The sequence below is a fragment of the Parageobacillus caldoxylosilyticus NBRC 107762 genome (genome assembly GCF_000632715.1).
GTDB classification, from domain to species: Bacteria; Bacillota; Bacilli; order Bacillales; family Anoxybacillaceae; genus Saccharococcus; species Saccharococcus caldoxylosilyticus.
In genome coordinates, this window is sequence record NZ_BAWO01000018.1 from 1 (window position 1) to 24860 (window position 24860).

Annotated in this window: 21 protein-coding genes; 5 read left to right on the forward strand and 16 right to left on the reverse strand. The window is 45.8% G+C overall.

All coding sequences use genetic code 11. The annotated features are described in order from the left end of the window. Positions 1–7 precede the first annotated feature (7 nt). Positions 8–991 carry a Gfo/Idh/MocA family protein gene (locus GCA01S_RS06405; protein WP_042408372.1) on the forward strand — a complete coding sequence of 328 codons (984 nt, stop codon included), beginning with the start codon at positions 8–10 and terminating at the stop codon, positions 989–991. A gap of 33 nt (positions 992–1024) precedes the next feature. Here GCA01S_RS06405 and GCA01S_RS20875 read toward each other — a convergent pair whose 3' ends face one another. The 3 genes from GCA01S_RS20875 to rbsK all read right to left on the reverse strand — a co-directional run bounded on the left by GCA01S_RS20875 (position 1025) and on the right by rbsK (position 2649). Continuing rightward, complete coding sequence (locus GCA01S_RS20875) at positions 1025–1153, reverse strand: DUF3789 domain-containing protein (RefSeq protein ID WP_221198314.1); 129 nt, start codon at positions 1151–1153, stop codon at positions 1025–1027. A gap of 94 nt (positions 1154–1247) precedes the next feature. After that, the gene (locus tag GCA01S_RS06410) at positions 1248–1703 is read right to left on the reverse strand and encodes a VanZ family protein (protein ID WP_042408298.1); all 456 of its coding nucleotides are present in this window, start codon (positions 1701–1703) and stop codon (positions 1248–1250) included. Between the two features lie 58 nt (positions 1704–1761). Beyond that, a complete protein-coding gene (rbsK, locus tag GCA01S_RS06415; RefSeq protein ID WP_042408301.1) occupies positions 1762–2649 on the reverse strand; it encodes a ribokinase in 888 nt (295 codons plus the stop codon). 311 nt (positions 2650–2960) lie between these two features. On the opposite strand from rbsK, the gene GCA01S_RS06420 reads away from it, so the two are divergent. From GCA01S_RS06420 to GCA01S_RS06435, 4 genes are all read left to right on the forward strand, one after another. Beyond that, complete coding sequence (locus GCA01S_RS06420; protein WP_017437839.1) at positions 2961–3308, forward strand: DUF3870 domain-containing protein; 348 nt, start codon at positions 2961–2963, stop codon at positions 3306–3308. An 80-nt stretch (positions 3309–3388) separates the two neighbouring features. After that, positions 3389–4552 (forward strand): DUF819 family protein, encoded by a 1164-nt coding sequence (locus GCA01S_RS06425; RefSeq protein WP_042408305.1) that lies wholly within the window; start codon positions 3389–3391, stop codon positions 4550–4552. A gap of 18 nt (positions 4553–4570) precedes the next feature. Beyond that, positions 4571–5647 (forward strand): dipeptide epimerase, encoded by a 1077-nt coding sequence (locus tag GCA01S_RS06430; protein ID WP_042408307.1) that lies wholly within the window; start codon positions 4571–4573, stop codon positions 5645–5647. 21 nt (positions 5648–5668) lie between these two features. Then, positions 5669–6676, forward strand: coding sequence for a C40 family peptidase (locus tag GCA01S_RS06435; protein WP_017437836.1), 1008 nt, complete (start codon positions 5669–5671; stop codon positions 6674–6676). 120 nt (positions 6677–6796) lie between these two features. Here the strand turns inward: GCA01S_RS06435 and GCA01S_RS06440 are convergent, their stop codons facing one another. From GCA01S_RS06440 to GCA01S_RS06500, 13 genes are all read right to left on the reverse strand, one after another. Then, positions 6797–8269 (reverse strand): sodium:solute symporter family protein, encoded by a 1473-nt coding sequence (locus tag GCA01S_RS06440; protein WP_042408309.1) that lies wholly within the window; start codon positions 8267–8269, stop codon positions 6797–6799. Continuing rightward, on the reverse strand, positions 8266–8466 hold the full coding sequence (locus GCA01S_RS06445; protein WP_042408311.1) for a DUF3311 domain-containing protein: 201 nt from the start codon (positions 8464–8466) through the stop codon (positions 8266–8268). Before GCA01S_RS06445 ends, GCA01S_RS06440 begins: the two co-directional genes overlap by 4 nt. A gap of 42 nt (positions 8467–8508) precedes the next feature. Continuing rightward, positions 8509–9693, reverse strand: coding sequence for a M20 family metallopeptidase (locus tag GCA01S_RS06450; protein ID WP_042408314.1), 1185 nt, complete (start codon positions 9691–9693; stop codon positions 8509–8511). Positions 9694–9716: 23 nt separating this feature from the next. Next, positions 9717–10946 (reverse strand): Zn-dependent hydrolase, encoded by a 1230-nt coding sequence (locus tag GCA01S_RS06455; RefSeq protein ID WP_042408317.1) that lies wholly within the window; start codon positions 10944–10946, stop codon positions 9717–9719. A 208-nt stretch (positions 10947–11154) separates the two neighbouring features. Continuing rightward, positions 11155–12456: a helix-turn-helix domain-containing protein gene (locus GCA01S_RS06460; protein WP_042408321.1), complete on the reverse strand. Its 1302-nt coding sequence runs from the start codon at positions 12454–12456 to the stop codon at positions 11155–11157. A 189-nt stretch (positions 12457–12645) separates the two neighbouring features. Next, complete coding sequence (locus GCA01S_RS06465; RefSeq protein ID WP_042408325.1) at positions 12646–13983, reverse strand: UDP-glucose dehydrogenase family protein; 1338 nt, start codon at positions 13981–13983, stop codon at positions 12646–12648. 288 nt (positions 13984–14271) lie between these two features. Beyond that, the gene (brnQ, locus tag GCA01S_RS06470; RefSeq protein ID WP_042408326.1) at positions 14272–15615 is read right to left on the reverse strand and encodes a branched-chain amino acid transport system II carrier protein; all 1344 of its coding nucleotides are present in this window, start codon (positions 15613–15615) and stop codon (positions 14272–14274) included. Between the two features lie 203 nt (positions 15616–15818). Then, positions 15819–16127, reverse strand: coding sequence for a hypothetical protein (locus tag GCA01S_RS06475; protein ID WP_042408328.1), 309 nt, complete (start codon positions 16125–16127; stop codon positions 15819–15821). A 96-nt stretch (positions 16128–16223) separates the two neighbouring features. Next, positions 16224–17666, reverse strand: coding sequence for an N-acetylmuramoyl-L-alanine amidase (locus GCA01S_RS06480; protein ID WP_042408330.1), 1443 nt, complete (start codon positions 17664–17666; stop codon positions 16224–16226). Positions 17667–18151: 485 nt separating this feature from the next. Next, positions 18152–19474, reverse strand: coding sequence for a radical SAM/SPASM domain-containing protein (locus GCA01S_RS06485; RefSeq protein WP_042408334.1), 1323 nt, complete (start codon positions 19472–19474; stop codon positions 18152–18154). Positions 19475–19971: 497 nt separating this feature from the next. Next, positions 19972–20496 (reverse strand): AAA family ATPase, encoded by a 525-nt coding sequence (locus GCA01S_RS06490; protein ID WP_042408337.1) that lies wholly within the window; start codon positions 20494–20496, stop codon positions 19972–19974. A 335-nt stretch (positions 20497–20831) separates the two neighbouring features. Continuing rightward, positions 20832–21818 carry an MTP-1 family protein gene (locus GCA01S_RS06495; RefSeq protein ID WP_017437821.1) on the reverse strand — a complete coding sequence of 329 codons (987 nt, stop codon included), beginning with the start codon at positions 21816–21818 and terminating at the stop codon, positions 20832–20834. A gap of 467 nt (positions 21819–22285) precedes the next feature. Then, positions 22286–24790, reverse strand: coding sequence for a glycoside hydrolase family 2 protein (locus GCA01S_RS06500; RefSeq protein WP_042408339.1), 2505 nt, complete (start codon positions 24788–24790; stop codon positions 22286–22288). Positions 24791–24860: the final 70 nt, after the last annotated feature.

The following is a 24860-nucleotide window of genomic DNA, read 5'->3' on the forward strand; positions in this document are numbered from 1 at the left end:
GGACAGCATGATTCGATTTGCGACGATCGGCACGAACTGGATTACGGAGGCATTTATTGAAGCGGCTAGAGAAGTAGAAGATTTCGCCCTCGCTGCCGTATATTCGCGGACGGAGGAGAAAGCGCGGGAATTTGCGCAAAAAACAGGGGCAGCGCGCACGTTTACCGACCTAGAAGAACTGGCGAAAAGCAATGAAATCGACGCCGTCTATATCGCCAGCCCGAACTCCCTGCACGCCGAGCAGGCGGTTTTCCTCATGAACCACGGCAAACATGTGCTATGCGAAAAACCGCTCGCATCAAACGAAAAAGAAGTGAAGGCGATGATCGGGGCGGCGCGGCGCAACGGCGTCGTGTTGATGGAAGCGATGAAAACGACGCTGCTCCCGAACTTTCAGGCGATCCGCCAGCACTTGCATAAACTTGGCAAAATCCGCCGCTATTTTGCAAGCTATTGCCAATATTCGTCGCGCTATGACGCGTATAAACAAGGCACCGTATTAAATGCGTTCAACCCTGCCTTTTCCAACGGCGCATTAATGGATATCGGCGTCTATTGCATTTACCCGATGGTCGTCTTGTTTGGAAAACCAAACCGCCTGCAGGCCAGCAGCTTGAAACTCGAATCAGGCGTGGATGGCGAAGGGACGATTATCTTTACTTATGAGGATATGGATGCCGTCGTCATGTACTCGAAAATTACAAACTCCTATCTGCCTGCGGAAATTCAAGGGGAGGACGGAAGCATGCTCATCGACGCGATCCACACGCCGACGAAAGTAGAAATCCGCTACCGCGATGGGCGCGTAGAAGACATTACCGTCCCGCAAGAGAAGCCCCCGATGTATTATGAAGCGAAAGAATTTATCGAGCTGATCCAAAACGGAAAACGCGAATCCGAAGTCAATTCGCATGAGCATTCGCTGCTGACGATTGCCTTGATGGAAGAAGCCCGCAAACAAACGGGAATCGTGTTTCCTGCCGATCAATAAAAACAGCTTCCTGCATGCTCGCAGGAAGCTTTCTCATTTCTTCTGCCATTCTTTCTGCCAATTGGCACTCTTCTCGTCTGCCTGTTTAGCGACAAACATCATGCTCATGACAACAAGCATGACAAGCGATCCGACAAACATTCCAGCGATAAACAAAACCATTGGCGCCCTCTCCCTTTTCTCGCAAACTCGCTATTCCCATTCTTTCCTTTTCGGTCGAAAAACATACTTGGGAGAGCCAGCAATTTGTTTTCTATTATGATACGTCGTATTTCACCGGATCATGCCTCTTTTTCGTCCAACGTGTATAAAGAAAAACACCGATAACGGCCAACAGCGCGCCGCACGAGTCAATCGCCACATCTTTCGGCGTAGCGGTGCGCCCCGGCTCAAACGATTGATGCCATTCATCCGTCATCGCATACAGCGTCGCAAACAGCCAGGCGCCGGCATACGCCGTCCGCTTTGGCGACAGCGCCCGCCAGACAAGCACCGCCAATATGCCATACTCGGTTAAGTGCGCCAGCTTCCGAACGATAAAATTCAGCAAAGACGGTCCTTCTTCTTTGCCACCGCCAAACGGCAAGTACGACAGGATCATATCTAAAATGAGTTTGGTATTCTCCCCGGTAAACAAAGAAAATTCGCTGAAGCAGTAAATGATCATGCACCAAACGATGACCGGGATCCAGCGTTGTATATTTGTCCTCATGTTTGTCACCTAACTTCTGTTTCTTATCTTTGCACACCTTTTCATTGTACACGAATAGTTACACTTTTTCCTGCAAAAAACGTTTCACCTCTTCCTCCGTCGGCATGCCGCCCTGCGCGCCAAGCTTTGTGACCGATAATGCCGCCGCCGCGTTGGCAAAACGACACGCATCTTCCAAGCTCATTCCTTTGCTTAACGCTACCGCCAGTGCCCCGTTGAATGTATCGCCCGCCCCTGTCGTATCGACGACCGGAACACGGAAGCCCGGTATAAGCATTGATTTCCCATCTTTTTGAATTGTCACCCCGCGCTCTCCTTCGGTGACGATCACTTTATCGGCAAATGCTGCAGCGTCGATATGTTCGAAAATGACGTTTCGCTCATGCGCATTTGGAGTAAGAAAATCCACTTTCTCCACTAACTCCCGTGGCAGCGGCTGTGCCGGCGCCGGGTTTAAAATGACGCGGACATGATGTTTTTTCGCAAGCGAAACCGCCCTTTCGACCACAGGCATTGGAATTTCCAGCTGAAGCACACATGCATCGCTGTTGGCAATAATCGACTCGCAGCGTTCAATATCTTCTGGAAGAAGCGAGTGGTTCGCTCCTGGAACGACAATAATGCGGTTATCCTGTTCGGAAATGGTAATGGACGCAATGCCCGTCCCATGATTAGGAACTTTTTTTATGTTATCGATATGCACCCCTTCCCGTTCTAAAGCGCGGACTAACTCGGTACCGAACGCATCCGCCCCGACCGCGCCAATCATATGCACCTCCGCGCCAAGACGTGCGGCCGCCACCGCTTGGTTGGCTCCTTTTCCTCCCGGGATAAGGTGGAATTCCTCGCCTAAAATCGTTTCGCCTTGCGCCGGAAAGCGAGAGGCGATGGTAACAAGGTCCATATTGATGCTGCCGATGACAGTAATGACTGCCTTTTTCGTCATTGGCCATCCCTCCTCCGATCGATCAACTTTTTTTATTTGTTTCATACACCTAAAAATTTTCCTTGCAAGCAGTTGTTTTTTATATCTTTCTTCCTTTCTTTATGTAAAGATATTACCATAAAATGATATATTTTTCCTATGAGGAAAATACCAAAATCATGTACGATGAAAAAGGAAAGATTTCCGAAAATGTTGATTATTTTCTAATTTTTTTGTAAAATGAACTCAAAGGCAAATACATATTACGAGCAACATTTATGAGTCTATCATAAATGCCCCTCGTAATAGCTGTATTTGGTTGGAGGATTAGCATGTTTGAGAATAATACCGTATATATCATCGGGGACGCAAAAGCGCCTTCAAACAATCCGATTACCCAGCAATATAACGCGTTTTTCATCGGATTAGTGGTCAATAAAGAAAGCGGTATCATTGTTGATGCAGATTGTTCAGCGACGATTGAGCTGACGAAATCCTTTGTCAAAAGTTTATTGGTCGGCCGATCGATATTGGATATTGACACAGTAAAAAAAGAAATTCAAACCCGCTATTTCGGCTCTTCACAAAAGGCGTTAATCGTCGCTTTTAAAAACGCCAGCTTAAAATATCAAAATATCGTTTCGTCAGCTGCTTCATCTGTACCCTCATCACGCAGATGAAACCCAGCGAATAGAGCGATTGTTTCTCTCTATTTGCTGGGTTTTTGTATTTTCTATAAACCAAATAAGGGGGAGAAACAATGATTCAAGACGGCGTTGTTTACTTAAGTATTTTACTAGCTTACGTCGCACTTATTGCTTTTGCAGAGCAAAAGTCTAAATCCAAACTTTTTAAAGTCGTCCCCGGCATTATTTTTATTTATGTCGGGGGAGCGCTGATGCAAACATTTGGCGTTTTCGGGAAAACGGATTCGATCGACAATACGTACAATACCGTTCGAAACGTACTGCTTCCTGCCATGCTCATTCTTATGCTTCTGCATTGCGATTTGCGAAAGATCATCAAAATGGGGCCAAGAATTCTTCTTACTTTTTTTGCGGCATCTTTCACGATCATTATTGGATTTACCATTACGTATCTGCTATTCAAAGAACTCTACGCGAAAGATACATGGAAGGCCTTTGCTGCGCTCAGCTCCAGCTGGACAGGCGGGTCGGCCAACATGGTTATTCTGCAAAAAATTTTAGATGTTCCAGAAAACATTTTCGGCTACGCCTTAATGATGGATACGGTCAACTATTCTATTTGGGTCATGTTTATGTTTTGGCTTGTACCGTTTGCCGACAGATTCAACCGTTGGACAAAGGCAAAAATGGTAGATATACCTATTACAAACGATGAAGCAGCGGCAACCAACGAAAATCATCAAGGAAAAATGGGATTTACCGAATTAATCGTCTTGCTTGGATTCAGCATTCTTTTATCGACGATTTGTACGGAAATCGGAAATGCTTTGCCTGAGGTGGGAGCCGTATTTAATGGAACCACATGGACGATTGTACTCGCAACCGTCATCGGTTTAGTATTGGCGATGACAAAAATAGCGAAAATTCCCGGCTCCAACGATGTATCGAAAGTCATGCTTTATGTGGTCATCGCATTAATCGCGTCGCAAGCAGACTTTTCTCAATTGTTCCAAGCTCCCATTTACATCATCTCGGGGTTTCTTATTCTTTTGATTCACGCATTATTAATGCTAATGATCGCCAAAGTATGCAAACTTGATTTATTTACAATGGGGGTAACCTCCCTGGCAAATATCGGCGGAGTAGCTTCCACTCCCATTCTTGCGGGCGCATATCATCAGTCACTCATTCCTGTCGGCATATTGACAGCTTTACTAGGCAATCTCCTTGGAACCTATTACGGATTGCTCACCGCTCATATTTTATCATCACTGTAACCGAAAGGATGTCTATTCATGAAAATCAAAGACGCAGCCATCGCCACACAATCAACTCCATTAATAAAACCGTTCAAAACGGCATTGCGGACGGCTACGCAAATGGAAAGCATCGTCGTAAAAATCACGCTGGATAACGGAATGGAAGGGTATGGGGCCGCCGTCCCGACCGAAGCTATCACAGGAGAAACGAAACAAGGAATCATCGGTATTTTAGAAAATGTACTCATCCCTAAAATCATCGGTAAAGAAATCGAAGAAATAGCAAAAAACGATAAAGATGTTCAAACCAGCTGCGTTGGAAATACGAGTGCAAAAGCGGCATTAGAAATGGCCATGTGCGATGCGCTTTGCAAACTGCTAAACATTCCGCTCTATCAATTATTCGGAGGAAAAACGAACCACCATGTTAACGATATGACCATTAGCGTAAATAGTGTTGAAGAAATGGTCAATGACGCAAAAAAAGTCACAGAAAAAGGTTTTTCGATTTTAAAAATTAAAGTAGGAAAAGAAGCCGAAAAAGATATCGAACGAATCAAACGAATTTATGAAGAAGTAGGTCCAAACGTTTCACTTCGCATCGACGCTAATCAAGGCTGGACAGCGAAAGAAGCGGTGAAAATCATTCAATCGCTGGAACAACTTCAACTTCCGATCGAATTTATTGAACAGCCTGTTCCTAAATACGACATAAAAGGTCTTCAGTTTATCCGTGAACGAGTCAACATACCGATTATGGCGGACGAAAGTATATTTTCTGCGCGAGATGCGCTAGAACTGATCCGTCATCACGCTGTCGATTTGATCAACATTAAGCTGATGAAAACGGGAGGATTACGGGAAGCTTACAAAATTGCTAGTTTGGCGGAAGCAGCTGGCATCGAATGCATGATCGGAAGCATGATGGAACCAACTCTTTCTGTATTGGCAGCAACCCATTTAGCCATGGCTCATCCGAACATTACCAAAGTCGATTTGGATGCCCCTCTATGGATAGACGATGACAGCAGCCGTTCTTTCTTTCAAGGAAGCAAGATTCACGTTCCTGACTTACCGGGTATTGGTTATGTTCCTTATATATCCAATCATTGATCATAAGAAAGGAGATTAGCAATGAAAAAATGGAAAAGGTACTTCACCGCCTTCCTTTGCTTCTGCATGGTTTTCGTCTTTCTTTCACCAGCAAGTGCCAAAACGAACAAGGAGGAAACGGCTTATATTGACGTTTCTGTCGCAACGCTTTGGACAGAACCGAACATTGCAAGAGACATTGACAGTCCATCGCTATCCAACCCGGTCGATATGTGGAAGTGGACAAAAAGCATGACGTACGAAGAAAAACTATGGTTAGTGGGGAATCTCGAAACACAAGCGTTATACGGCATGAAAGTCACGATACTAGAAAAACAAGGAGATTGGGCGAAAGTTGTCGTCCATGGTCAACCGACGCCGCGCCATCCGCTTGGATATCCAGGCTGGGTGCCAATTCGCCAACTGACCAAAGGAAACGCATTTGCAAAATTTCAATCGAAACCATTTGCCCAAGTCACTTCGCCAACTGCATGGCTTTACAAAGATCCAAAAGGGAACCATAAATTTATGGAAATCAGCTTTAACACTCGCCTTCCTGTGATTCAATCAACCAAAAACGCAGTCAAAGTGATGACGCCGAGTGATGGTGCCAAATGGCTGAAAAAAGAGGATGTCCAAATTTTCCGGACGGAAGCAGACATTCCGGCACCAACTGGAGAAGACTTAGTAAATACCGCAAAACAGTTTTTAGGCTTGCCTTATTTATGGGCAGGAACATCCGGATTTGGGTTTGACTGCTCCGGGTTTACCCATACGATTTATAAAGCGCACGGCATTACCATTCCCCGCGATTCGTCCGTACAGGCCCAATTCGGTACACCTGTCCCGGAAAGCGAACTGCAGCCGGGGGATCTCCTGTTCTTTGCGTATAATAACGGAAAAGGGAAAATCCACCACGTCGGCATGTATATCGGCAACGGCAAAATGATCCACTCGCCAAACACCAGCACAACCGTACGCATTGATGATTACCGAGCTCCTGGATATGGCGAAGAGTTCGCCGGCGCAAGAAGATATATCCACAAATAAGAAAAAACCCGAAAAGGAGACATGAATGTTTCGACTCATGTCTCCTTTCTTTTTCACTATCCCTATCGGCTTCCTACTGCCAATACCATGTCCAGTACGAACAACAGCATTTTCTTCTCGCTACATCGTGCTTTTTTCCGTGTCAACGCTGACGGAGCGGGTTGGAATCCAGCTCACCACCACCGTGACAACGATATTGACAATCAACGCGATAATTCCGACATTCAGATCTTGCACTGCCTGCGGCAAGGAAGGGAACAACGTGCCGATGCTGCTGCCGGATAATGTAATATAAGCTACCGTCACAACCCCAGCGATAATACCGGCAAACGCTCCCTGCTTCGTTACAAAGTTGTTTTTCATCAGGCTGAGCACAAGCGACGGGAACAGCTGCGTCACAAGGCTGTACCCCATGAGAAGCAAAGCGACGATCGTATTTCCGCCGCGGAACGTAAAATATAACGAAATGAGGGCAATGACAGGAACGAGATATTTCGCGAGTTTCGCGACCTGCTCGTCGGTGGCGGAAGGAGAAAACACTTTATAGACGTTTTTCGCGAGCAGCGTCGACGCCGTCATTAAAATCATGGAACCTGGAACCATCGCCGTCAACAGCCCGGCCGCGCCGATCAGCCCGACGACCCAAGGGTCAAACGTCTGAATGGACAAGCGCAATAACGCCAGGTCGGCATCAGAGCCTTCCAAATGCGGAATTTGCAAAATCGCCGCAAAGCCGACAAAAAAGACAAATAGCAGCACTAACTGATAAATTGGCAAAATCATCGCATTTTTCCGAAAAACATTGGCGCTTTTCGCCGAATAAATCGAACCGAACGTGTGCGGCCACATATAAAAACCAAGCGCCGTCAACAAAACAGTAGAAATAAACCAAGACACGCTCATGCCTTTATCCGGCAAGGCGAGAAATCCCGGCTTTGCTTCTTCAATCGCCGTAAACATTGGCTCGATTCCACCATAATAATGGAATGGAAGATAAAGACCTAAAAAGACCGCAACAACCAGAATCATGATATCTTTCACTACCGCTGTCCACGCCGAGCCGTGAATTCCTGAAATCATCACGTACACCGTAACGGAAAGAACGCCGATCCAAATCGCCGCTGCCGACGAAATCGTGCCGTATGAAGCTTCTGAAACGATAATGCCCAACCCTTTTAACTGCAGCACCAAATACGGAATAAGCGCAACCACCCCGACCAGGGAAACGAGCACCCCCAACAGCGGGCTGTTGTACTTACTGGCGAAAAAATCAGACTGGGACATAAGCTGATGTTCTTTCGCATATTTCCATACTTTCGGAAGCATCCAATATGACAGCACGTACGCCAAGCAGCCGTACGCGATAATGTAAAACGTCGGTCCGCCTTTGCCGTAAGCCCAGCCGCTTCCGCCCAAAAAGGTGAATGTCGTATAAATTTCGCCGGCCATGAGAAGAAAAACAAAGATGGTGCCAAATCCGCGGCCGCCGACCGTCCACTGTTCCAAGTTCATATCTTTTCCTTTTCGCGCCTGCACCCCTAAATATAAAGAGAGAAGCAGAAAGGCAAAAATAATGATTAGCGCCCCATTCATGTACGCTCCTCCTCCCGCACTTCCGGATCAAAGCGGTAGACAACCGCCATGATGACGGAAGTGAGAATCACCCAAGCGACAATCCAAAAGAGAATAAACGGCATGCCAAGCACATATGGAGTCACTTTATTGGCAAACGGAATGCCGCCAAGTATGCCAAGAAACGGCAGCACCATCAGCCAGCGAATTCCTTTCATCGTTATTTCCTCCCCCCATGGAATATTAGGAAGCGGAAGCTTTTACGGGGCTTCCGCCAATAATTTAAACGCCGCATGGACAAACAGGCGCACGCCAATTTCCAGCGCATCTTCGTCGATCGTAAAACGTGGATGGTGATGCGGATAGATGATGCCTTTTTCTTTGTTTCCCGCGCCGACATAGAAGAAGCTTCCCGGCGCTTTTTGCAAGAAAGCGGAAAAGTCTTCGCCGCCCATGTTTGGTTTCATATGGTCAACCGCTTCTTCGCCAAGCACCTCGCGCACCGTTTCCTCCATCACGCGAGTCACCTCGTCGTTGTTAATGACCGGACGGTAACCGTATTCAAATTCAAATTCATATGTCGCGCCGTGCGCTTCGGTAATGCCTTTAATAATCCGTTCCATTAATTTCGGCACGTTTTTCCGTAGTGTTTCATCAAAACTGCGCACCGTCCCTTGAATTTCGACGCTTCCCGGAATGACGTTATGCGTCGTGCCCGCAACAAATTGCGTCACCGAAACAACAAGCGGCTCGAGCGGATCGACATTGCGCGAAACGATATACTGCAAGTTGGTGACCACTTGGGCGCCGATCGCAATCGCGTCAATCGTTTGGTGCGGCATCGCTGCGTGCCCGCCTTTGCCATGGATGCGGATGAAAAAACGGTCCGGAGCCGCCATCATCGGCCCGTACACAATGCCAATTTTGCCGCGTTCAAGCGGCGACCAAAGATGGGTGCCGATCACGACATCCACCCCATCCATCACGCCGGCCTGCACCATTTCTTCCGCGCCGCCTGGATGCAATTCTTCGGCATGCTGGAAAAGAAAGCGGACTTCTCCTTGGATTTGATCGCGCAGTTTAGAAAGAATTTTCGCCGTCCCTAAAAGCATGGCCGTATGTCCGTCATGCCCGCACGCATGCATCACGCCCGGATTTTTTGAAGCAAATTCAAACGTGTTTTCCTCTTGAATCGGAAGCGCGTCCATATCGGCGCGAATCGCCACCACTCTCCCCGGCTGATGCCCGATCAGCCGCGCCATCACGCTCGTTTTGGTCGGCCGCGAGAGTTCTAGATTCCCAAACGATTGAAGCGTGTCATAAACAAACTGCGCCGTTTTTTCTTCGTGAAACGACAGCTCTGGATTCGCATGCAAGTGGCGGCGCCAGGCAATCACTTCCTCTTTCACTTCATCGACAAGCCGTTTGATTTCTTCATTGGTCATGCGTTCTTCCCCCTTTTTCTCGCTTATTCTCCCGTCGCCAAACGCAGCACCGTATGATACAAAACATTCACTCCGGCCGCGCAGTCCTCCTTCGTGCTCCATTCATCCGGACTATGGCTGACCCCATCTTGCGAGCGGACAAAAATCATCCCGATCGGACAAAGCCCCACTAGCTGCACTCCGTCATGGGAAGCGCCGCTAGGAAGGGAGAAAACATCTAAACCAAGTTTTTGACATGCCTCTTTCGCTGCGTTTTGTACAAGTTCGGAACATAATACAGGAGGCATCTCTTGCAATAGCTCGGTAGTGACCTTCACGTTTCGCTCTTTGCCAATCTTTTGCGCTTGTTCGTTAATCGACTGTAATACGTTATCGCGCACTGCCGCGTCCAAATCCCGCAAATCAAGAACAAATTCAACCCGCTCCGGAATGATGTTAATGCCGCCCGGAAAGACGTGCAGCTGTCCGACGGTGCCGACGGTCGTTCCCGTTTCTTTCGCCTCTTGCTCGATTACTTCAATGATTTGGGCTGCCGCCACAAGCGGATCGCGGCGCAGCGGCATCGGCGTCGCTCCTGCATGTTCCGCTTTTCCTTCCACCGTAAATTTGACCCACACGAGTCCGGCAATGCCGGTGACGATGCCAACCGGAAGATTCGCTTCTTCAAGCACCCGTCCTTGTTCAATATGTAGTTCCACATAGGCTTTGACCGATCCCGGTTTTCGCGCTGCTTTTCCGATGTGATGCGGATTCAGCCCCGCTTCTTGCATCGCTTCGGCAACCGACACGCCGTTTGCATCCTGATAGTTTAGCTCGTCTGTTGACAACGCCCCCGCCATAGCGCGGCTGCCGATCATCCCGAAGCGAAAGCGCGCCCCCTCTTCATCGGTAAATGCGACAACCTCAATCGGATGTTTGGTTTCCACCCCGTTTTCATTCATCGTCTGTACTACTTCCACAGCGGCAAGCACGCCAAGCGGGCCATCAAACATGCCGCCATTGTACACCGAATCCAGATGAGAACCGACCAGCACGACCGGCGCGTCTTTGTCTGTTCCTTCTTTCCGCCCAATTAAGTTTCCGGCTGCATCTTCATAGACAAAAAGCCCCGCCTCTTTCATATAGGCCGCAACCTTTTCTTTTGCCGCGCGCTCCTCTTTCGTAAACGACAAACGCGTAATCCCGCCCGTCGGCTGCCGGCCAATCTCCCCTAATTCCATGAGCCGCTGCCAAAGCCGTTCTTCCTGAATCACGACATTCCCTCCCTTCACCATGATTGCGATTTACGGGTGAATTTCGGTTATGTCCTTAATTATAATATAGTTATGAAAAATTTTAAATTATTTTATTTATTAAAATTTATTAAAACATATTATGAACCATGATGTTTATCTTCTCCATCTAATAAAAAAACTGGCCCAACATCGTTCAAAAAACGATATGGAACCAGCCTCACCTATATCATAAAAAAATACGATATACTTTTCGCGGCCGTCCGCGCGGATACGGATTCGTTTCGCCAATCACCTCAGCGATGCCGCCGTCCTCGAGTTCCTTTAAAATCCGTCTCGCGCTGCGCGGCAAAATTTGCATATACCTAGCCAGCTCATGCGCCTGAATCTCGTTTTTCCCCAGTTTCCGTAAAATGGCGCGCAGCTTGCTTAGCGTGGCGACGCTCAAATTCGTTTGTTGGCTAAGCTGCTGCAGCTCCTCGCTGTCTAGCGAATAATGTATCCGTTCGGCGCGCCCTAACGGACCGGCGATCGTCCCATCATCAAAGACGACCATCCAAGCTCCCCTTCCATATTTTTTCGCGTGCAGAAACGCTTTTCCGGCGTGAATCTCAGCCTCATATGCCGTCCTTCCGATGCCGATGCCGCACGTTGCGATCTCATCATGGATGTGTTCCATTTCATCCGCGGCCGGAACGGTTTTGTATTGGTCTGTCATTTCTTTTAACGCGCCTCTTGTCGTAAAAATGACATACCGTCCAGGCCCCGCGCATTTTAGCGACCCTTGGATTTTTTTTGCATATTGAAGCAATTTTTCTGTCACTTTCATTTCCATCTTGTAAATTTCATCCGTCGAAAACGCTTCCGTGGTGAGCGCGGACAAAGAATCCACTTCCATCATTTGCACGGCGATTTGCGCATTTTGAATGTCAAGCATTTCACCCGTACGAATGATCATTTGCACGACCGACTCGACGGTGGCGCGCGCTGGCAGCACCCGATACACCGGAACGCCAAGCTTTTCTAATTCCAGATGAGCCGTCCGCAAGCAGGTTACCGCCGCCTTTATTTTTCCTTGCTTCCATAATGTATAATGATACTCCGCCAACTCTTCAGCGGAGATCCCGCCTTGATAGTGCTTCACGTACTCGACGGGGTCCCGAATCCCGACCTCTTCAAGCAGCCGTTCGATCTCCGATGGATGGTACGTATCAAAGCTCAACTGATGAACCGGAATTTGCCGCTCGTAATAAGCCTGCAAGAGCGTCCTGTATAAGCTTGCACCTGTATGCGGGACGTAAAACAACGGTACATCGACCTCGCCTGATTCCTTGACAATCGAATACGGAACCTGTCCGGAAAACAGCCACATATCGACTTTAGGAAGCAACGGGCGAATAAGATCCATAATTTCGCTTTCATCCCAATAGACAACCGGCACACAGTCAAGTTCCTTATATTCCTGCGCAATCGTTTGAATAATGTTTAACGAATCGTCTGCCCCCAATATTCCTAGCCGGATGCGAATCATTGGTCCCTCCCCTTGTTTGCAGCATGTTTGCCCGTGATAGCAATCACACGAACAGGACGTCCCCTTTCCTGCAAACTACATTGTTTTTCCTCATGATTGCCTTTTTCTTACTCTCTTATTCTATCAAAATCATCTCCTCTCTAGCGGCAAAAAGCGAAAATAAGGCAGGCCAGCAAGGGCTTTTTCCCTTTACCGCTCATCCGTTTCCACCAAAACAGCACTTTCCGCTGCGCCCACCTGCTTCCGCCCAATCGATTCGTAGAGGATTCCCGCCTTGCGGGCACTTTCAAGGTCATAGCAATTCCGTCCATCAAACACAAGCGGCGTTTTCATTAAAGCAGCATACTGGCACAGATCAAATTGCCGAATCTCTGGCCATTCCGTGAAAATGAAGCATAAATCGGCGTTCGCAATCGCTTCCTCAATCGTCGCGCAATACGTCAAATTCTCGGCAAAGATACGCTTTACGTTATCCATCCCAACCGGATCCCATACCTTCACGTTGGCTCCTTCTTCGAGCAGCACCGCAATATTGGCAAGGGCAGGAGCTTCCCTTATATCATCCGTCCCCGGCTTAAACGTCAGCCCGAGCACCGCTGCTTCCCGTCCGTGAAAATCGCCAATATACGTTCTCGCCTTTTCTATTAATTTGAGCTTTTGCTTTTCATTCACGTCGATCGCGGCTCGTACCGTTTTCAGTTCATAGCCGCAGCGACTTGCAAGGTGACACAGCGCTTTCGTATCTTTCGGGAAACAAGATCCGCCGTAGCCGATCCCCGCGCGCAAAAAACGGGGGCCGATGCGCGGATCCATCCCCATTCCTTCAGCGACTGCCTCAATATCAGCGTCAACGATTTCGCATAAATTGGCAATGTCATTGATATACGAGATTTTTAATGCCAAAAAGACGTTGGAAGCGTATTTAATCATTTCCGCGCTTTTTCGGTCCGTCACCACATACGGAAGCGCAAACGGGTCGTACACTTCTCTCATTACCTTCTCGGCATGGGGCGATTCCACTCCTAACACGATCCTCGACGCGTATAGCGTATCGTTGACCGCCGTTCCTTGCGATAAAAACTCAGGATTAGCGACAACCTCGATATGCACGGGGTGTTTGCGATATTCAGCGATCCAGCGCGCCAATTCATCGCCTGTACCGACGGGAACGGTAGATTTTACCGCCACCACACAGTCTTTTTCCACCGTCCGTGCAATTTGCTTTGCCGCTTCCCACACATAGCGCAAATTCACTGATCCATCCCGCTCTTCCGGGGTGCCAACAGCGATGATAATGACATCTGCCCGCCGATACGCCGCCGCATAATCGGTCGTAAACCTCAACCGCTCACGATTTTTTCTTACTAACTCCTCCAAACCAGGCTCATAGATCGGAGACATTCCGCGCTGAAGCAGCATCACTTTTTCAATATCGACATCCACGCATGCCACCCTGTGCCCCTTTTCCGCCAAACACGCGGCCGTGACGAGTCCTACATATCCTGCACCCGCTACGGCAATATCCATATTTCATCACACCTTTGATTGTTTACTCTGTTCCCAAACGTGCCTAATGTCAGGAAAAATATAGTATGCGGCAATCCAATGACACATTTCCCTAACCAAGCATCATTTCTGTCAAACCATCGGATCATTTACGTTATTTCTCGTACATATATGATGTTATTATAAACTATAATGAACTTCCCTTTCATTTACAACGATTACGTGGGTATGATGGGAACGGTTTCGATTCTAAAAAAAGACAAAAAGGAGAGCCGTTCACTTCTGACCGTGGCAAGCTCTCCTTCTCTTTTATCTCTTAACGGCAGACGCCGTGCTTCTTTTTTGCGCTGTCCTATGCTGCTTCAAGGCAACGTTGTCCATCACAAAGCCAATGATTGCCCCTATGATGGCAGGGACCACCCATCCTAATCCAACCGAGAAAAATGGGGACCAAGATAATAACGCCTTCAGCCACTCGGCCTTTATGCCAAACGCGTTCAAGCCGTCGTAGATGCTGAACACGGCGGTAAACAGCAAGGCCATCCCATACGTTTTCGCCGAACCTTGATAGAAGCGATGGAAAAACGACATAATCACAAGCACAATAGCTAAAGGATAAATCATCGTTAACACCGGAGCGGAAATCGAAATCAGTTGATTCAACCCTAAGTTAGAAACGGCTAAGCTAAAAATCGTAATGATCGTCACATAGGTTTTATACGATATGTTTGGCGTCACTTCATGAAAATATTGCGCGCATGCCGCGGTTAGCCCAATGCAGGTCGTTAAGCACGCTAAAGCGACAATGACGCCAAGCAATAGCTTTCCGCCGCTGCCAAATAAAAGCGCAGCCGCACTCGACAATAGATCTCCACCATTGGCAAATGGACCGTTTACAGACATTTTTGCCCCAACCAACGCAGTCGCTATATAAACTAACGCCAAGCCCATTCCCGCAATCAATCCTGCTTGAATAGTGCCTTTTACCATTGTTGACTGCTGATGTACGCCTCTATCTTTTAACGCGTTCACAACGACAATCCCAAACGCAAGCGCCGCGATCGCATCCATTGTTAAATATCCTTCCATAAACCCTTTAAAAAACGGGACGGAAGCGTATTTTTCCGTCGGTGCTTGCAGCGGATTTTGCAGCTGGATGATCCCTGCAACGCAAAGAACGGCAATAGAAAGAAGCAAAACAGGTGTCAATATTTCCCCAATGCGATCGACCAGCTTTGACGGATTTAAGCTTAACCAATAAACGGCCGCGAAAAAGATAATGGTAAATAATAGCAGCGGAAACGCGCCGCCATTCCCGTTGAAAAACGGTTTGATTCCCATTTCATAAGTGACGCTCGCTCCCCGCGGGATACCGAAAAACGGACCGATCGCTAAATAGACGGTAAACGAAAAGCATAAACTAAACAGAGGATGAACATAATTGCCAATCGATTGAATCCCATCTTTCGCTAGCGCAATCGCGGCAACAGACAAAATCGGCAAACTCACCCCTGTAACGACAAACCCGAAAATCGCCGGCCAAACCGCTTTCCCCGCTTCCATGCCAAGATATGGCGGAAAAATTAAGTTCCCTGCCCCGAAAAACAAAGCAAAAAGCATCAACCCCGTAAAGAAAATGTCTTTTTTCTTCATCTAAGATGCCTCCACATATGATATTTAAAATATTCCGAAAATGAAATCATTTATCCCGGTTTGCACCAAGACTTACTATTTTTGTATAATTACGACTTTTTTAATATTACATTTTTTCTGCCATTTCGTCAATCAAGACAATAGAAAAAAGCCTAGTATGAGCGCATTGCCGAAGGGCAGCGATCCGTCGCGTGGACATTTTTTTATGAAGCTGGCGGAAAGCGGGGAGAAAAAATGGAATATCCCCCTTCTATGCCGCACCCTAACCGATAAGAAGCGCGAGAGTCATCATCCATATATGGCAGGGAGATGGAGTCTCCCCACCAATAGCGATAGTATATTCCTTTTATTATCATTGGTGTGGCATTTATAGATAAATATCTTTCATCCCAATCTCCCCGCATCCTTGTTACCATAAACGGCAACCAATCAATCGCATGGAATTCGATATGAAAACTCCAACAATGATCTTCATCCGTTTTCGGCTTGAACGGCAGAAACCCATTTTCCAATCGAAGTATTCTTCTATTCATTCCTCTTTGCACTTTTATAACAAAAAAGATAGAAAAAGGCAGAGGATTCAACTCCCTGCCTTTTCACTTATGACATTATCCAAAATAATTGCGTAGGCCGTTGGCAATCGCATTGGTCACTTCCTGCTGGTAACGGTCTGTCGCAATGATGTCCGCTTCTGTCGGATTGCTTAAATATCCAAGTTCCACTAGTACAGACGGAAGCTTGTTTTCACGAATAACGTGATAATCTCCGAAACTCACCCCGCGAAACGGAATCGACATGATGCGGGAAAACGGATGTTCAAGCGACAATGCAAGCAAATAGTCGGAAAACATATCATAGTAATACACGGTCATTCCTTTGGCATTTTGATCCTTCGAACTATCATAATGAATGCTAATAAACGCATCGGCTTGATAGCGATACGCCGTTTGCACACGCTCGGGCAAGGAAAGGTATCGATCAGTGGAACGCGTCAGCACGACGTTTGCCCCGTATCGTTCCAGCTTTTCCTTTAACAGCTTTGCCGTTCGTAAAGTTAAGGTTTTCTCCATCGTTCCGTTCACACTTCTCGCACCGCTATCTTTGCCGCCATGTCCGGCATCGATTACCACCGTCTTTCCTTTTAATGTTTTGGACTCCGACTTGCCATCAGCACTAACGGAAACAAGCCAGCCGGCAATATAACCGATTCCTCGTCCCGGAATTTCAATTCCATACCAATTGCCGATCTTCCCTAGCACCCGGTAACGCTCTCCATACCGCGCTGTTGCTTTCACGTTCCCATCCAACGAAGGAGCCGAACGAATATTCACATCGTCATACAATACCGTCAACCATTGCGAAGTCGCAGGAGAAACAATGGATATATAATCGCTAGACACCCAGCCGATCTTTTCATCTTCTGTGGTAATTTGATACCATTCTCCTCGTTTCAACATAATTTGCACTTGTTGGCCGTATGTCACTTTTTCCACACGTTCTGCCTGCAATGACGGTCTTGCCCTTACGTTCAAGGAATCAGCCGTTACCCATCCTATTCGTCTCATCTCTGTTTCCTGCTGACCATCCGAAGCGAGATAAGCCAAGGAAACCCAGCCGACGAACGAAGGTGCTACAATTTTTGCCCATCCGTCCTCTGTTTCTGCTATGTGAACGGTTTGGCCTTGCACAAGATAGCCAATGATATTTCCATGGCTACTTGGGATGGAACGAACGCGAAGACGATCAGCCGTCACCACTGCCTTCTTCCGCACACCAATAACATATTGCTTCGCCACCCAACCAGTTTCGCCATGATTCAACCGTAATTTGACCCAGCTCCCTTTCTTATCAAGGACGTAATACGTTTCGCCTTGATCAAGCTTTGCGAAGGCACGGTACGACGTCCCCGGCCCTGTCCGGACGTTCAAATGATCCCCTTGCACGATCACCTTGTCTGCCTTTGCTCTCCCTTGAAAAACAGGCGGAAAAAAGGAAAAAATGATAGACACCAAAAGGAAGGAAACTACTAATCTTATATGTAAACGACTCAACCTTTCTTACTCCCCCTCTTCATTTCCGTCTACTATATATTTCGATATCACGAAATATTTTCCTGTCCGTTTAAAAATAGGAAATTGGGTTATTTTTTGAAGAATAAAGCGGTTTCCTATTAGAAAGATAGGCAGCAATGAATTAAATAGCAGGAACAGAAAAAACATATCAAAAAATGTCCAAAGAATTGCTTACTTTCCACCAAAAACAACCTAATTAAAGAATTTACCAAATAAAAAATAAAAAAAGAGCGTACCGCCTTCGCGGCAACGCTCTTCCGACAAGTTTCGGGGGAAAACCAGGCATTTGTCATTTTAAGTTGCCCGGAACGGATTTAGAAAGTCTTCCCGAATTGGACGCCGCAACTGGCGATACCGCTGGGCGTAAAATGCGCATATCGTTTCACCACCTCCTTTGCCGCTAACGTTTTGCCATCCCGTTAAGCATTCAAATCGCCTAGCAGCGCGGCATCATCGCGCCGATGTTACTGGATTTCCGATTGCTGCGCATGAATCAAACGCAGCACTTGTTTTATTTTTCGTTTTTCATACGGGCAAGGACGCTTTCCTTTACGTATGCGGTACAACGGACAATGGTTCCCTTGACACGCCGGGCGGAAAAAACAGGCTTGGCACGTTTCATCTTGTTCTTCTCCCGACGTAACCCATAAGGCCAATTTATCAAAATCGATGTCCATCGTTCCATCGGCATGAAGCCATCCGACATGGTTATATTCTTCGTCAAGGGAACACGTACATTTATACACTTGACCGTTGGCCCCAATGACGAACGAATGCGGCTTGGCCGCATAACAAACCGCCCCAGAAGGCATGAGCATCGACTCAATGATCGAGCTCATCTGCAGCCCTTTGTTGATCCCTAATTCCGTAAACTCCCATATTTTCGTTTCTGCGGTACGATGGTCGCAGATCGGCAGCGCTTCATCGTTTGCTCCGCCCCATTTTCCAACAGGACGGCAGAAAATTTGAAAGCGCGAGTCTCCGGCAAAATAACGGGCCAACTCTTCTAAAAACGCTGAAACACGGGAAAGATTGTCTTCATCAAAATTAATGCGAATGTAAATTTCAAACGAATCATCTAACGTCTGTATATCGAGCAAATGATTGACGATCGTCTCATATGTCGGCCCCCGACTCGCAAGGGCCCGGCGCGAATCATGCACGTCTTTGCTTCCATCCAGCGTCACCATAAAGCGATTCACTTTATATTTCAGTAAACGCTGCAATGTTTCTTTGGATAAATAATAGCCGTTCGTAGACATTTCCGCTTGATACGTGACGCCGTGCCGCTCCGTCCATTCGACGATCGCTTCGCTTAACTCTTCGATAATGTCCAGCGCCAGCAACGGTTCGCCGCCAAACCAGCTGACCGTAAGATGCTCGAGCCGCGGAATTTTCTTTTCCAAAAAACGTTTTAACCCATTGATGACATCGCGGCTCATATTTCCGCGCGAAAAATCTTGATAGCAGTATGTACAGCGGAAATTACACGCTTCTGTCGGAAGAACAATCAGATGCATTACATCCGTCCGATGTAAAGTTTGATGCAAAAACTGGGCGCGCTGTTTTTCATTTACACTCTCTGCGACGAGAAACCCGCATTCGACAAGCGTTTTTTCAACAGGCAATAAGTCACGGTCGATGCCGCTTGGCTTTAACGCTTGCAGCACCGTTTTTTTCTCTTCCTCCGCAACAACGCCGACCGCCCCTGTATAACTGTTGTAAAGAATAAGCTCACCGTTTTTGGTTTGCGAAATCGCGTTAAATCGAGATGGAATCCACTTCATGTTTCTCTACACCCTTTTTGTCACTTATCATATAAAAACTTGCCGTTTCTTGCTGTTACATCGGTCACAATACCAATACCGCCCGCTACGCCACTAAATTATTGTAAAAAAGCAAATAGCGAAAAACCCATCTTATTCTTAAATATTAGGTTAATATTTTTCGAAAAAATTTTGACAAGGAACCAACAACAAGGAAAAGAAACAGAGGCGCTTTGGACGGAAGATCAGATCGTAGGATGTCTAAGGGGCAAAAAACTCCCACTTAAAGGGGCGTTCCTGGAGTAAAGAAATCCGGGGAAAGTGTGTCCCCGGATGGAAGCGGATTTTTTGGTGATTGATGCATAGATGATGCGTTCGATAAATGGAATTCCTTGACTTGAAATATTTTCGTCATTTCTAGGCTTGGGACTTCCCCAAGCAATAGAAACGAAAAGAGTGAACCGTCTTGACCAATCTCCTTTTAAAAAATGCGCACATCGATACTATTCCATCCACTGTCACAGTTCAGTCACATAAAAATCGGAAAGATGCATTAAATCATGAACAATTTCCGATGGCTGTTTATGGGTTGTGTCATAAATATATTTTTTATTTTCAGCAGAGCTTCCCAGTTTTTTCAACAAGAATAAGGAACGGTCGATTAAATGGTCATCGCCTCGTTTATTTAAGCGCTCGATTAACTTATCTTCGCTTGCTATTAATACGATATACTTGATGGGTATATTTAAATCTGAAATATGCTGGCAAAACCATTCCAATTCACTTTCAACAACATAATCGATAACAACATTTAAATCATGCTGAACAAAATTTCTCGTTAAAGAAAGAATGTTTTTCCATGTTATGGATAGCCATTCTTCCCAAGGCGGTGCATATCCTTTTTCAATCATAAACATGATGTCATCTCCGGAAATAAGCGCAGCATATTTCAAATTTCGAGAAAGTTCCTTTGCAACTGTAGATTTGCCGACACCACATGGTCCAGATATAATGTAAATGGTTTTCTCTATGCTTGTACCCAAAGTGGTCGCCTCTCTTTTTTTATTATATATTCTAAATATGGAGCTGCTCCGTCAGAAAAATCAACATCATTCTTTAACGGAGCCAATCACCATATCCCTTTCGTCACTACACGTTGTGCCTTTCCATTGGCCGGAACGCGCCACGCTTCACTCGTTCGGATGCTCCGAAATTGCCCAGCAACTCCCCTGTCCGCTTCGATGGAATGTTCTATCCGTACCAGCCGCGCGATGCCGTTCCGCCCCAAATTCTTGAAAAACAGTTATTTTTGCTTGAAATACATAAAACGCCAAAACCGAATTACTTCGGTTTTGGCGAAAAACTTATATTTTCTAACTTATACTTCCGCTGCTATAAATCTATTTTCTTCCTGATATATCTCATTTCTTTCGTATTTGATAAACGGATCCATAATGGTAATTTTTTGTGCTTCCGCATCGCTGATACCCGCATATAAATCAGCCGTTCCATCTCCTTTGCGAATTAAGCCGCCGCTAAAGACGACATCCGCAAGATCCGGACGCTTCGAAACACCTTCTAAAAAATGAGATCTCGTTGCGATAAGCTCAATATCGGAAAACTCCATCGTATCCGGATTCAAAACAAACACCATCGGGTAATAATGGCGGTGTCCCTCTTCATCAAAACAAGCGATATGCCCCAGCACGCCAATCAGGCCATTGGAAAGCAAGTGTGGTTCGTTTGCTCCTCCCCACTCTTCGTCGATAAACTGGCCTTCTAAGAGCGGAGCGTTCTCCATCACCTCACAAGTAAAATCATCGAGCGATGGAATTCGGATAAATCCAATTTTACCGCGTCCGCCTTTTTCACCTTGTGGTCGTGTAAGCACGCCAATCGATCCGTCTTTCAGCTCGATAAGCCTTACATCTTTCATACCATCTGGACCTTTAGCAAACTCTTTTAAATCCGCAATACGCTTTCCTCTATAAAAGACAGTTCTCCATCCGAGGGAACCTTCCATTGTTGGATTAGAAAAGGTTTGAACCCCTCCAAAGATTAATTCACCGCCAATTTTGGTGAAAAAAGGATCTTGTAACTGAAATACCGGTGCGCCTTCCCTTGGTATCCATTCCCCATTGCGATTCACGAAAAAGTATACTTCCGAATGTTCGCTGTCCCGAGGTTCTACCCGGCCGGCAATGACAAGTTCCCCTTCATCTTCAAACGGCGCTGAAATATTATAAACATCGCGGTCCCCTATACCTTTGAAAATCAATTTTTCCGGATTGAAAGGCTGCGGAGCATTTTCGAATTCTTTTAATAACATGGCACATGTCTTGGCATCCGTTTTCTTCAACCTCATAAAAGCTAACCCCCAACTCCCTGCCATTGATGTTTTATACATGATGCATGTGATTATATTCCATGCTCTCGTTTGCCTGACTATAACCGTTCAGAATGAATGGCGAGTCATCTCCCCCCATTCAGGCTTTCCCAAATAAGATGATTTCTAGATGGCTTTGATGAAACAAATGTGGAAACATGCTTTCAAACGAACTCCTTCGCTTTACACCATCTCCAAAATTACAAGCAAGAATTATAACATTAATTCTACATTCCTAACTTATTTAGTCAATCATCATTTTTTGCCTTATTCACGAATTATCGCCATTTATTCGTATTTTTGCAGTTTAAGGATCATATCATCCTCTATTTCTCCAGATTACTATGCGAACATTACAGAAATTAAATGCAACATTACAAATATTAGTCGAAAAAGGAAGGAGCAGGCAAGACCGATTCCCTAATCTTGGATAAAAAATCATCCGATCAAGCACTGCCGTTGATGGCTGATACGCTTAAACCGTCTAAAGAAATGGTTTTGCCATCTAAATGTCTTATCTTAATGATCTTTCGCTCCGAAGGAAGCAAGTCAAAGAAATTATCAGAAAAAATAATTTTTTCAGCCGGAAGTTCCAGTTTTACAAAACGGGCAAAACAATCCGTACGAATTTCTACTTCTTGTTTTTCCGGGATCACTTTGACTTGCAGCTTCGCTTTAGGGAGCTGAAGATCCTTATGATTTCTCAAGTAATAATAATTTTCTTCTGCTTTTTTCTTCAGCGATTTTAAGCGGACAACCACTTGTTCCGCAGGTTGGCCTTGCAAAACCTCCGCTTCTGTTAAGGAAGCAATGCGAGTCGAAGTATTCCCTTTCACATCGATAAAAAATTCTTTGGAATACACTAACTCGCCATTAAAACGAAACACTTCAAACACCAGTATATCTTCCACATCTTCTAATCGGTCATTCACAATCCATAGATGCAAATCATCACCAGGGTCATGTTCAAGCGTAAATAAAAGTGGAGCATTAAATTTTTTACTATAATAATATGAAGCTTTTGGCAAAAGGTAATAGTCAATCATGGACCAACTTGTTCCAGGCCAGCAATCGTTCAATTGCCAGATTAAAGCTCCGCTTGTTTGCGGTTTATTACGGCGATAATGTTCCATTCCATACTTTAAACCTTCGGCTTGCGTGAGCATCGAATAATTCATGTATTCCTCCACATTTTTTGGAATGCCGGTATACCCTTCCATTAATAAAATCCCTTTTATATGATGATAATCTTTATTGCGATATGCCAGCTCATCGCTGCCCCAATAAAAAGTTCCCTCAGGCAGATTTTTTTCCAGTGTATAGCGATTGGCAGAAGCATGCATGCCAAACTCGCTGCAAAACCGGGTACGATCCTTCTTATAATTTCGAAACGAAACCCCCTCCACACTGATGTTTTGCCCTAAATTTTGACCAAATTTCCGGGGTTCGACATTTCCATGCCAAACTTGCCAATTATGACGATCGCCTTCCTCTTCCGAGTTGTGGTCATTTCCGCCATATGGCGAGCTTGGCCAGTAAACCCTTGAAGGATCCAATTCTTCCAATAGTTCAGGAATTAACTCATGATAGATTTTTTCCCCGTAAAAAGGGGTATGAATGTTCCCGGCAGCCCGCTCCACTTCATATAACCAATCGTTTTCGTTATTTCCGCACCATAAAGCGATGGAAGGATGATTCCGCAGCCGCTTAATCACCGAAACCACTTCTTCCCGGACATTTTCCATATAATTGCGGTTGTAATCCGGGTATAATGCACAGGCAAACATAAAGTCCTGCCAAACTAAAATCCCTTGACGATTGCATTCCTGATAAAAAATGTCTTTTTCATAAATCCCTCCGCCCCATACACGCAGCATATTCATATTCGCTTCTTTCGCCAGTTGAATAAGATGGCGATAGCGCGATTCCGGGGCAGATCCTAAAAAGCTATCAACAGGAATCCAGTTTGCTCCTTTGGCAAAAATCTCTACTCCATTTAACACAAAGGTAAACCGCGGATTCCCTTCGCGATCTCTTTGCATGACTTCCATCGTGCGAATCCCAATTTCGGTTTGATACGTATCAAGAACTTCATCTTCCCATTTTAAAACGACAGATAATTGATAAAGATTTGGCTCTCCTAAATCATGCGTCCACCAAAGGTTTGGATGGTCGATGTTTAATTTCAGCGTCGCCCGATCTTGTTCCATATTTACGGTTTGGAAAAATTGTTGTTCTGGATCTTTTAGCGTAATTTCTGCGTGCAACGGTTTTCCCTTAACAAAGCTTTTTGTGTAAATATCTATTTGAACAAGAGCCCGAGAATCTTGGATATCAAGCGTTCTTGCGTAAACACTTTCGATTTTGGCAATTTTTCTTTTTTCCAAACGCACCTCTTTCCAAATTCCTACCGTTAAAATTTGCGGACCCCAGTCCCAGCCAAAATGATATTGAGCCTTGCGCGCCCATATGCGGTCTTTGCCAAATCCAGCCCAATAATTCTTCTCCTTATCCTTTAACTGATAGGAGACAGGATTAAATTTCACAGCCAAGACATTTCTTCCGTCCACAATTTCTCTAGTCACATCAAAAGTATGAGAAATGAACATATTTTCCGTAGACCCTAATTCCACTCCATTTAAATAAACAGTCGCAAAAGTATCCAGCCCTTCAAAAATCAACTCCAGCCGTTCATCTTGATCTAAGTTTTTTTCAAATGTAAATTCCGTACGATACCACCAAACCTTTTCTTCCACCCATTTCGATTTCAAATCATTATGGCCAAAAAAGGGATCATCAATCAAATTTTTTTCCCGCAAAATCGAATGTACGTCTCCCGGCACCTTTGCGGACATCCAAAAGTGATCAATATAGTTTGGATCCGCAATCGTCAAATCCCTTACTTGCCCTACGTCAAAATATTGTATTTTCCAATTTTTATTAATTAACAAGGTTCACTCCCCCTCATCATCGCAAAGAAAAAGAGACCGAATCTTATTCATCGTTCGCAGGCGGTCTCTT